The organism is Rhodococcus sp. EPR-147, assembly GCF_001647185.1.
Lineage (GTDB): Bacteria > Actinomycetota > Actinomycetes > Mycobacteriales > Mycobacteriaceae > Rhodococcoides.
Window position 1 is genome coordinate 1 of sequence record NZ_LVCU01000155.1, and the last position, 1,114, is coordinate 1,114.

Annotated in this window: 1 protein-coding gene; it reads left to right on the top strand. The window is 61.6% G+C overall.

Going from position 1 to position 1,114, the window contains the following annotated elements:
- The first annotated feature begins 155 nt into the window (after positions 1 to 155).
- Positions 156 to 1,088: a carbohydrate ABC transporter permease gene (locus tag A2J02_RS07605; RefSeq protein WP_176460333.1), complete on the top strand. Its 933-nt coding sequence runs from the start codon at positions 156 to 158 to the stop codon at positions 1,086 to 1,088.
- The last annotated feature ends 26 nt before the right edge of the window (positions 1,089 to 1,114 follow it).

Genomic DNA, 1,114 nt, shown 5'->3' on the forward strand with positions numbered 1-1,114 from the left:
TCGGAGACTGGAACCGCTAGTGCCTGCGGCAGTGGTGCGGTTGAGTGCCACAGCGGGCACATAACCGCACCACTACGCAGCAATTGGCCTGAGCGACAGGGGACGTTGGGGCTCAGTTCACCATTCGTTGGCCGGGGCTGAGCACAGTCCTCGCAGTGAGTGCAACAACCGAACGAGTGCTGCCCAGGGCACGCGAGAAGCGTTTCTTCTCGCGGCCGTGGACCGATTACGCACTGTTCCTGATTCTCGTGGGCCCCAACCTGGTTCTGTTGGGCGTGTTCACGTATCGGCCGCTGGTCGAGAATTTCCAGTTCTCGTTCTTCGACTGGAACCTGTCCTCGCCCACCTCCACGTTCGTCGGCTTCGACAACTACCGCGAGTGGGCCTCCCGCGAGGACACCTGGCAGATCGTCGGCAACACCGTCGTGTTCACTGTCGCTGCGGTGGTGGGCTCATTGGTTCTCGGCCTGGTGCTGGCGCTGCTGCTCGATCGAAAGCTCCGGGGCCGCAACTTCGTTCGATCCGCAGTCTTCGCCCCGTACGTCATCTCGGGTGCCGCGATCGGCATCGCGTTCCAATTCGTCTTCGACCCCAACTTCGGGCTGGTCCAGGATCTGATGCGACGCCTCGGCCTGGGCGCGGTTCCGGATTTCTATCAGGACCCGAAGTGGGCGATGGTCATGATCACGGTGACGTACCTGTGGAAGAACCTGGGCTACACCTTCGTCATCTACTTGGCGGCCCTGCAGGGCGTGCGCAAGGAATTGATGGAAGCGGCCGAGATCGATCAGGCGAGCCGCTGGACCACGTTCCGCAAAGTGCTTCTGCCGCAACTACGTCCGACGACGTTCTTCCTGTCGATCACGGTGCTGCTCAATTCGCTGCAGGTCTTCGACATCATCAACGTCATGACGCGCGGCGGTCCGCTGGGCACCGGCACCACCACGATGGTCTACCAGGTCTACGAGGAGACGTTCCGCAACTTCCGAGCCGGCTACGGTGCCACCGTCGCGACGATCCTGTTCCTCGTGCTGTTGATCGTCACGCTCGTGCAGGTACGAATCATGGATCGAGACGATCAGCGATGACTGTGACCGACAAGCCCGATACGGCG